The 8,467-nt window shown below is 59.0% G+C and carries 7 protein-coding genes and 1 pseudogene; 5 read left to right on the forward strand and 3 right to left on the reverse strand.

Annotated elements, in window-relative coordinates:
- Positions 1 to 230 (forward strand): annotated as a pseudogene (locus AAC083_RS08580) (LysR family transcriptional regulator); the annotation flags it as partial.
- Here AAC083_RS08580 and trpS read toward each other — a convergent pair.
- Both trpS and AAC083_RS08590 read right to left on the reverse strand, forming a co-directional pair.
- Positions 209 to 1,222: a tryptophan--tRNA ligase gene (trpS, locus tag AAC083_RS08585; protein WP_108536324.1), complete on the reverse strand. Its 1,014-nt coding sequence runs from the start codon at positions 1,220 to 1,222 to the stop codon at positions 209 to 211. The pseudogene AAC083_RS08580 and the gene trpS sit on opposite strands and share 22 nt — an antisense overlap.
- 192 nt (positions 1,223 to 1,414) lie before the next feature.
- Complete coding sequence (locus tag AAC083_RS08590) at positions 1,415 to 1,849, reverse strand: universal stress protein (protein ID WP_042035619.1); 435 nt, start codon at positions 1,847 to 1,849, stop codon at positions 1,415 to 1,417.
- A gap of 377 nt (positions 1,850 to 2,226) precedes the next feature.
- Here AAC083_RS08590 and fabV point away from each other — a divergent pair, with 377 nt between their 5' ends.
- Positions 2,227 to 3,414: an enoyl-ACP reductase FabV gene (fabV, locus tag AAC083_RS08595; protein ID WP_108536325.1), complete on the forward strand. Its 1,188-nt coding sequence runs from the start codon at positions 2,227 to 2,229 to the stop codon at positions 3,412 to 3,414.
- A 36-nt stretch (positions 3,415 to 3,450) separates the two neighbouring features.
- Here the strand turns inward: fabV and AAC083_RS08600 are convergent, their stop codons facing one another.
- Positions 3,451 to 4,560, reverse strand: a complete 1,110-nt coding sequence (locus AAC083_RS08600) for a diguanylate cyclase domain-containing protein (protein ID WP_441296518.1) — start codon at positions 4,558 to 4,560, stop codon at positions 3,451 to 3,453.
- Positions 4,561 to 4,756: 196 nt separating this feature from the next.
- Here AAC083_RS08600 and ftnA point away from each other — a divergent pair, with 196 nt between their 5' ends.
- The 3 genes from ftnA to AAC083_RS08615 all read left to right on the forward strand — a co-directional run bounded on the left by ftnA (position 4,757) and on the right by AAC083_RS08615 (position 7,580).
- Positions 4,757 to 5,281, forward strand: coding sequence for a non-heme ferritin (gene ftnA, locus AAC083_RS08605; RefSeq protein WP_042035624.1), 525 nt, complete (start codon positions 4,757 to 4,759; stop codon positions 5,279 to 5,281).
- A 238-nt stretch (positions 5,282 to 5,519) separates the two neighbouring features.
- Positions 5,520 to 6,704 (forward strand): NAD(P)/FAD-dependent oxidoreductase, encoded by a 1,185-nt coding sequence (locus AAC083_RS08610; protein WP_181364691.1) that lies wholly within the window; start codon positions 5,520 to 5,522, stop codon positions 6,702 to 6,704.
- Positions 6,705 to 7,085: 381 nt separating this feature from the next.
- Positions 7,086 to 7,580 carry a hypothetical protein gene (locus AAC083_RS08615; RefSeq protein ID WP_108536329.1) on the forward strand — a complete coding sequence of 165 codons (495 nt, stop codon included), beginning with the start codon at positions 7,086 to 7,088 and terminating at the stop codon, positions 7,578 to 7,580.
- Positions 7,581 to 8,467: the final 887 nt, after the last annotated feature.

Genomic DNA, 8,467 nt, shown 5'->3' on the forward strand with positions numbered 1-8,467 from the left:
ATCTGGTGGTGGTGCCCGAAATGATCGGGCGCCACTTCTGCCGTTACTATCCGTTGCGGATGCACCAGCTCGACCCCGCCATCCCCATCATCTACCTGATGGCAGGGCACCCGCTCACCGCCCACGATGAGGCGATCGGCTGGTTCAAGAGCCTGTTGCACCAGCTGGTGTTCGACCTTTACGGCGAGGATGCGCTCGGTACGCCTGCTCAGCGGATGCTGGCGAAGTAGTCCAGCCCCATGGCGTTTTTCACCTCCGCCAACACCTCATCTGTGATGACGCGGGCCTGCTCGGTGCCCTGATAGAGCAGTGCCAGCAGCATCTTCTTGTCGGCGATGGCTGCGGCACGGCGCTCCCGCATCGGTGCGAGCAGGGTCTGCAGGCAGTCGTTGAGTACCTGTTTACAGCGCATGTCGCCCAGTCCGCCGCGCTGGTAGTGCGCCTTCATCTCGGCCACCAGCGCCTTGTCGGGGTGGAAGGCATCCAGATAGGCGAACACCGTATTCCCCTCCACCTGACCCGGATCGCTCACCTTGAGGTGGTTGGGGTCGGTATACATGGCGAACACTGCCTGTTTGACCTCTTCCGCCGACATGCCGAGTTCGATGGTGTTGCCGAGGGATTTGGACATCTTGGCCTTGCCGTCGATGCCGGGCAGGCGGCCGGTGTCGCTCAGGATCGGCTGGCACTCGGTCAGCACCTCTTTGCCAACTAACGTGTTGAAGCGGCGCACGATCTCGTTGGTCTGCTCCAGCATCGGCAGTTGATCTTCCCCTACCGGCACGTGGCTGGCACGAAAGGCGGTGATGTCGGCAGCCTGACTGACCGGATAGACCAGGAAACCGGCCGGCAGCGTGCGCTCGAACCCCTTCTGCTGGATCTCCGCCTTGACGGTGGGATTGCGCTCCAGCCGGGAGACGCTGACCAGATTGAGGTAGTAGCAGGTGAGTTCGGCGAGGGCGGGCAGGGCGCTCTGCAAACAGAAGGTGGTCTTGGCCGGGTCGAGGCCGACCGCCAGATAGTCGGCCATCACCTCCAGCACGTTGTCGGTCACCTTGGCCGGGTTGTGGCCGTTGTCGGTCAGCGCCTGCAAGTCGGCGATCATCACGAATTGACGGAAGTGGTGCTGGGCTTCGACGCGCTGGCGCAGGGAACCGACATAGTGGCCGATGTGCAGTTTGCCGGTGGGACGATCGCCAGTCAGGATAACGGGGTTGTGCATGTCACTCTCTCCAGTTGGGTGAGCCGGGAGGCGACAAAGGGATAAAAACAGTTGACCGCCTCTCGGCGGTCACGGTGTTTTCTTTGGGAAATCTAGAATAGAAACGCGGTGCCGCCTGTTTAGGAGCAGCACCACCAGTAGTTGTGATTGAATGCGGTCATGTTCATAGCAAATCAAACTACGCCGGTTTCATTACTTCTGCAAGGGGACGACCAGCAGATCGCACGGCACTGTATTCATCAGCTGACGGGCGCTGGAGGTGAGCAGACTCCAGAAACTCTGGCGATGGCCGCACACCAGCAGGTCGATCTCGTACTCCTTGACCGCCTGATTGACCCGCTCGCTCAGATCGCCGCAGATCACCAGCTTCTTCTCGATGGGGTAGTCCACCGAGGCCAGAAATGCCTCCAGCTTCTCTTTCGCTTCGGCGATCACCTGATCCTGCACGTTGTCGATGTCGATATCGATCATCTCGGTGTAGAGATCCTTGAGGTCCACATCGACATGGATAACCGACAGCTTGGCGCCGTTGGATCGGGCTCTGTCCACCGCCTTGTCGATCACCTTGCGGTTGTCTTCCGACAGGTCGATCGCGGCCAGTATGTGTTGGTAATAGGTTCCATTCATGGGAGTTCTCCTCACTGATCCTGAGTCCACTATACCAATGTCTGATGAAACTAAAATGGTGTATGCGGCACAGTTTCGGGATTTAGAAGAGTTTCTTATGGGGCTCTCTTTCAGTCGTAGACGAAAAATCGTCTATATATCGAACAGGAGTTTGAAGCAGGTCACACCCGTCGGCTTGCCCGCAAGGGGTGACGGGCATAGGATGTGCCCGTGCTTCGCAATGAACACAAAACAACAAAAAGCATCTGAATACCGCTTTGGGGAGCCTCGCGCTCCCTCTTGTTTTTCTGCTCCCTTCCTGCCGATATCCCGCCCGACATCAAGGTAATCCGTGGCTGCTTGGTTATGCTGTAGCCAGTTCCTTTGGAGAGCCCTTGATGATCATTCACCCGCAGATCCAGGGTTGCGTTGCCCGCAACTGTCACCCCATCGGCTGCCGCGCCGCCGTGTTGCAACAGATTGCCAGCGTCAGGGCGGCGGGCCGGTTCAACGGGCCCAAGCGGGTGCTGGTGCTGGGGGCCTCCTCCGGTTTCGGGCTGGCCTCGCGCATCGCGCTCACCTTCGGCGCCGGTGCCGATACCGTCGGCGTTTCGTTCGAGCGGGGCCCATCTGACAAGGGGCTCGGCAGCGCGGGCTGGTACAACAACATCTGGTTTCGCAAGGCGGCGGAGCAGGAGGGACGCATTGCCATCAACCTGATCGGTGATGCCTTCTCGGATCTCATGCGCCAGCAGGCCATCGACACCATATGCCAGCAGCTGGGGCAGGTGGATCTGGTGATCTACTCGCTGGCGAGCGGCATTCGGGTGCTGCCGGATGGCACTCAGGTGCGCTCCGTGCTCAAGACCACCGGCCAGCCGTTCAGCGGTTGGGGGCTGGATCTGGAGCAGGATACCCTGGTGCAGCAATCCCTGGCGCCTGCCACCCCGGAGGAGATCCGCGATACCGTCACCGTGATGGGCGGGGATGATTGGCTGCTCTGGATGAAGGCGTTGCAGCAGGCGGGTTGCCTTGCTGCCGGCGCCCGGACCGTGGCCTACTCCTATATCGGCCCCGAATCCACCTATCCCCTCTATCGGGATGGCACCATCGGCTATGCCAAGGAGCATCTGCACGCCACCGCCGAGACCATCAACCTGCAGCTAGCCGAGATCGGTGGTCACGCCTGGGTGTCGGTCTGCAAGGCGCTGGTGACCAAGGCGAGCGCCTACATTCCTGTGTTGCCCGTCTATCTGGGGCTGTTGATGGGGGTGATGAAGGAGCGTGGCGTGCATGAAGGCTGCATCGAGCAGATGCAGCGGCTGTTTGCCGCCAAGATGTACGGGCCCAATGGGGTGGTGGCCGATGGCAACCGGCTGATCCGGATGGATGACCACGAGCTGGACCCGGCCATTCAGGCCGCCGTCTCAACCCTCTGGTCCAAGGTGACGCCGGAGAATTTCCATGCCCTGGGGGATTTCGCCGGGCTGCGGCAGGATTTCATGCAGCTCAATGGTTTCGAGCTGCCGGGCGTGGATTACGGGGCACCGGTGGATCTGGCCTCGCTGACCGAGCTGGTGCCATGATCCAGATTGGGCCCTTGATCCATCTCTCCCGTTGATTCAGGCCACGCTGCTGGCCAGTTCATCCTGCGCTGAAGGGATCGCCGCCAATATGGTCTGGTTGCGGCCCTGGCGCTTGGCCTGATACATGGCCATGTCGGCCCGGTGAATAAGCTGGCCCAGCCTCTCGTCGGCCGGTGAGCGCCCGGCAACCCCTGTGCTGATGGTCATGCGGGGGTTGTCTAGCAGGGCAATCCGCTGGCGCAGCTGCTCGGCCAGATGCCAGCAATCCTCCGCCGGCAGCGGCACCGCCACCAGAAACTCCTCGCCTCCCCAACGCCCGACCAGTTGCAGGTCGGGTGCCCAGGATCTCAGCTCCCGCGCCAGCAGCTGGATCGCCCTGTCCCCTGCCTGATGACCATGGCGGTCGTTGATCTGCTTGAAGTGATCTATGTCGATGATGAGCAGGGTGAGCGGGCCCTCCTGCTGCCACCGGGTGGCCAGCCGTTCCAGCAGCGCACGACGGTTGGGCAGATCGGTCAGCTGATCGAAGGTAGCGAGCTTGTAGAGGTGGCGTGAACTGCGGTGCAGCCTGTGGGTGGTGATCCCCAGCAGCAGCAGGGCGCTGGCCAGCAGGCCGACCAGCACCAGCTGGTAGTTGCGGGCACTCTGTTGATGCAGCAGTTGCTTGCGCTGGCGTTCGTTCTCCTGTTGCAGTGCACGGTTGCTGGCCTCGCTGCGGGCCAGATCCATCTCGGCCTGGAAGGCGGCGGCATGCTGGCTCGGGGTCTGGTTGAAGTGCTGCTTGTAATCGTGCATGTAGTCGATCAGCGCTTGATAGGCCTCGGGATAACGCCCCTGATCGGCCAGCAATCTGGCTTGCAGCGCTTTGCTGCTGACACTGACGTGCCCGGTGCGATAGAGGGCGAGCCCGTTCAGGGTATGCCACCCGGAGTCCGGCATCTGGTGGTCGGTGACGGCTGGCTTGCGCTGGGTCAACAGGGCGAGAGCCTTATCCGGTTCCTCCATATCCTGCTGTGGGTGGGCATCAAGGCGCCGCAGATAGCCGACGGGATCGCGCACCGCCTGCCATTCAGCCTCTTCCTGCAAGGAGGGAGTGGCCTGCAACTGGGTTATCCAGAGCAGTGCCAGTGCCATTATGAATCTCATTGAATCCTTTCCCCGACCACTGGGGCCATCATAATGGCTGAATCCACCTACACCATGTTTCTTTGCTTCTCTATAACCGTATGGGGGGCAGGATGAGGTGCGAGCTGTCACAACTGAGCGCCTGGGCTGTCGTATCTGGTTGATTCGTGATGAAACAGTGGCGACAATCGTGACCAAATCACAGTGGAGAATCATCATGTTGGCCAAAGCCATGATCGAGAAGTTGAACGAGCAGATTAATCTTGAATTCTATTCCTCCAATCTCTACCTGCAGATGAGCGCCTGGTGCGAGGACAAGGGTTTCGAAGGGGCCGCCACCTTCCTGCGTAAGCACGCGGTCGAGGAGCGTCAGCACATGGAGCGCCTGTTCACCTACGTGAGCGAGACCGGTGCCATGCCGATGCTGGGCGCCATAGGTGCGCCTCCCCACGAGTTCAACTCGCTGGGTGACATCTTCCGCACCACCCTGGAGCACGAGTACCACATCACCAAGTGCATCAACGGCCTGGCCCATGTGGCGTTCACTACCCAGGACTACTCCACCTTCAACTTCCTGCAGTGGTACGTGGCCGAACAGCATGAAGAGGAGAAGCTGTTCAAGAGCATCGTCGACCGTCTGTCGCTGGTGGGTGAGGATGGCAAGGGTCTCTACTTCATCGACAAGGAGCTGGCCGAGCTGGCCAAGGGCGCCCCTGCCAGCGTCATGGATGGCAACGCCTGATAGTCGTGGACACTTAGTGTTCAGCCAGTACAATAACGGCCCCTCGTATCGGGGCCGTTTTCTATTGATGCTGCCATGAAACCACAGCGGTGGCTTCTGCTGGGTACAATGACGGTCTTTCGTATAACGGGGCCGTTTTCTATTGATGCTGCCATGAAACCGCTGCGGCGGCTTCTGCTGGGTACAATGACGGTCTTTCGTATAACGGGGCCGTTTTTCTTTGGATGAGTGAGTGATGATGAAGCAGGTTGATGTGGTGGTGATCGGGGCCGGTGCGGCCGGTTTGATGTGTGCGGCGCAGGCCGGCTATCGGGGCCGCTCCGTGCTGTTGCTCGACAACGCCAAGAAGCCGGGCCGCAAGATCCTTATCAGCGGGGGGGGTCGTTGCAACTTCACCAACCATCAGACCGGGCCCCACGCCTTCCTCTCGGGCAATCCCCACTTTTGCAAGTCGGCGTTGGCGCGTTATACCCAGCAGGATTTCATCGATCTGGTGGACCGGCACGGGGTCAACTACCACGAGAAGACGCTGGGCCAGCTGTTCTGTGACGAGAGCGCCAGGGAGATAGTCGACGTGCTGCTCACCGAGTGCGACTGGGCCGGGGTGACCCTGCAGTTCCAGACCGAGATCCTGAGCGTCAGCAAGTCCGATACCGGCTTTGTGCTCGCGACGAGCCAGGGGGAGATAAGCTGCCACTCGCTGGTGGTGGCCACGGGCGGCCTCTCCATGCCCAAGCTCGGTGCCACCCCGTATGGCTTCAAGCTGGCGGAGCAATTCGGCCTTGCTGTGCTGCCCACTCGCGCCGGTCTGGTGCCTTTTACCCTCCATCAGGCCGACAAGGAGGCCTTTGCCGATCTGGCCGGGGTCAGCCTGCCGGTGGCCGTGACCGCCGAAGATGGCACCCGCTTCAAGGAGGCCATGCTGTTCACCCACCGTGGCCTCTCCGGCCCCGCCATACTGCAAATCTCCTCGTTTTGGCTGGCGGGGGAGAAGATCCACCTCAACCTGTTGCCCGAGCTGGATATTGCGGCGGCCCTCAAGGCATGGGCGCAGGCCCATCCTGCGCAGGAGCTGAAGACAGTGCTGGGACGCGAGCTGCCCAAGCGCTTTGTCGACAAGCTGGTGGAGCTGGGCCAGCTGAATAACAAGCCCATGCGTCAGTACAACGAGCGGGAGCTGGAGGCCATCGCCACCCTGCTGGGGGATTGGCAGATCCTGCCGAACGGCACCGAAGGCTATCGCACTGCCGAGGTGACGCTGGGGGGCGTGGATACCAACGAGCTCTCTTCCAAGACCATGGCGGCGCGCAAGGTGCCCGGTCTCTACTTTATCGGCGAGGTGGTGGACGTGACCGGCTGGCTCGGTGGCTACAACTTCCAGTGGGCCTGGTCATCGGGTTGGGTGGCGGGGCAATACTGCTGATCGGAGCCTGTGCCCAGCGGGCAGAACGGGCAACGGGCTACCTTATACCCTTTGTTGAGTCAGGCGCGGCGGTTACCGCGGCGGCATGCGCCGTGCCATAAGGGCAAGGTGGGATGGACCGCCTGGCTGCTGACAATCCAGACCTGACTCTGGTGTTTAGCTGTCCCACTGTGAGGGGGAGGACACAAGCAGGCCATGTTCTTGACGCCTGTCCCGATTATGGTTAGATTTTACAACGGTTTGTTATTTTTAATAATGAATATGGTTGCTAATGACAATAATGGGTGATGAAAATGGGGGCGAGTAGCTATAATTTTCCATAGGATAGGTTTTCCTGAAAAAAGCAGCCTGCTTTGCTCAACCTTGGCGTTAGGGAGCGATATGAAATATATGAAAATGGCCGTTATTGCTATGATGGCGCTGGCCTTCGAATCTCAAGCCGAGTACTTAAGTGTGCCGACCTTGGCTACCGCCGATATCATTATTTCAGATCCGCAAAGTGTCAGCCACACTTTGGTGCCAGAGCGGGGCTTGCTTGCTGGCCAGTTAAATGAAGGAACACCCGTCGCTCTGGGGTATGTGCAGACGATACCTAAAGAAACATCGATAGCGTTAGCCTGGGCGTCGGGAACACCAGATAAGACGAATAGCCATATCATCACTTCGTTGGAAGACCAAAATAATACATTAACAGTCTCCTTCTTTAATCCTGATGCGGGGCAAACATTTTTAGTGGATAACGCGATAAATGCGTTCGTGCTATCGGCCCCTGAGCCAAAAAGTGATTGGCGCTACGTCGTGCGTGCGGCTCGCTCGCAAAGGGTAGCAGCAGGAACATACCAGCTTGTTATTAATGCCTATTTGTATGCATTATAACAATAGCTATATCGAGTATGTCGTTATCACATGTTAAGTCACCGTTCACGGGGGGCATGAAAAAAATAGACGCCCGTCTCTTTATCCCCCTTTGCCTGTTGCATGATCCCGTCCGTATTGCATGCTCATTGGCATGATAAAAAGCCATCCCTGATAGCCGGGGTGCCCGCCATCATATCCTGTCCCTGCTGGCCAACACGGTATTCACCCTTTATATGATCAGAGCGATATGACCAGCGTGATATGACCAGAGCACAGGCCACTGTGTATGTGCAGAGTAAGCGGTGGGATAGCCGCAGCCTGCGCTAACGACAATCCAGCCCCGCCAGCAGCCAGCCAGACGCCAAAACCCTCAATAAAAAATCGCGTGCATATCACCGCCTCTCGTTACCGTCGCTGCTGCGCCAGCGTGGGCACGCTTACCCCCCGCAAGTGCTTGCCAACCTGGCCTGCGCCTTGGCACAAGCAAGCGTACTGTGCCGCCATCCCTTAATTTAAATTTATCTTTATGATTTTAATGTGTTTTTTGTGAAAAAGCAGAGTGTCATACAGAGAGTGAACGTCTCTCTGAGCAGCTCACGGTTGCTGAATAAGGAAGAGATAAGATTGTTGCAGGGGGCATAAACAGGGGCCATGGCGTGCGATCACCAGCCGCTGGCGTCAGCGCGGGAGCTTCAAATGCGGGCATGGGGGCGACAAAGTGGCCTTGTTGTCGATGTGCAAGCCATTTATCCCTTTTCTCGCCTGTTTTGTGACGGATGCCACAGCCGCCTGCCACGTTCGACGGCTGAAAAAGGAGAGATCGGGGGGGCCTTGGGTAACTGCTTGTTCTGCATACCATAAACCACAACTGTCAGGCCGCTGCGGGCGAGCGAACAGCCCAACTC

Origin of the sequence: Aeromonas sp. HMWF014, assembly GCF_963878295.1 — a bacterium.
GTDB classification, from domain to species: Bacteria; Pseudomonadota; Gammaproteobacteria; order Enterobacterales; family Aeromonadaceae; genus Aeromonas; species Aeromonas popoffii.

Coding starts and splice junctions, on each gene's coding strand:
- trpS (WP_108536324.1), bottom strand. CDS start 1,222: ATGCACAACCCCGTTATCCTGACTGGCGATCGTCCCACCGGCAAACTG.
- AAC083_RS08590 (WP_042035619.1), bottom strand. CDS start 1,849: ATGAATGGAACCTATTACCAACACATACTGGCCGCGATCGACCTGTCG.
- fabV (WP_108536325.1), top strand. CDS start 2,227: ATGATCATTCACCCGCAGATCCAGGGTTGCGTTGCCCGCAACTGTCAC.
- AAC083_RS08600 (WP_441296518.1), bottom strand. CDS start 4,560: ATGAGATTCATAATGGCACTGGCACTGCTCTGGATAACCCAGTTGCAG.
- ftnA (WP_042035624.1), top strand. CDS start 4,757: ATGTTGGCCAAAGCCATGATCGAGAAGTTGAACGAGCAGATTAATCTT.
- AAC083_RS08610 (WP_181364691.1), top strand. CDS start 5,520: ATGAAGCAGGTTGATGTGGTGGTGATCGGGGCCGGTGCGGCCGGTTTG.
- AAC083_RS08615 (WP_108536329.1), top strand. CDS start 7,086: ATGAAATATATGAAAATGGCCGTTATTGCTATGATGGCGCTGGCCTTC.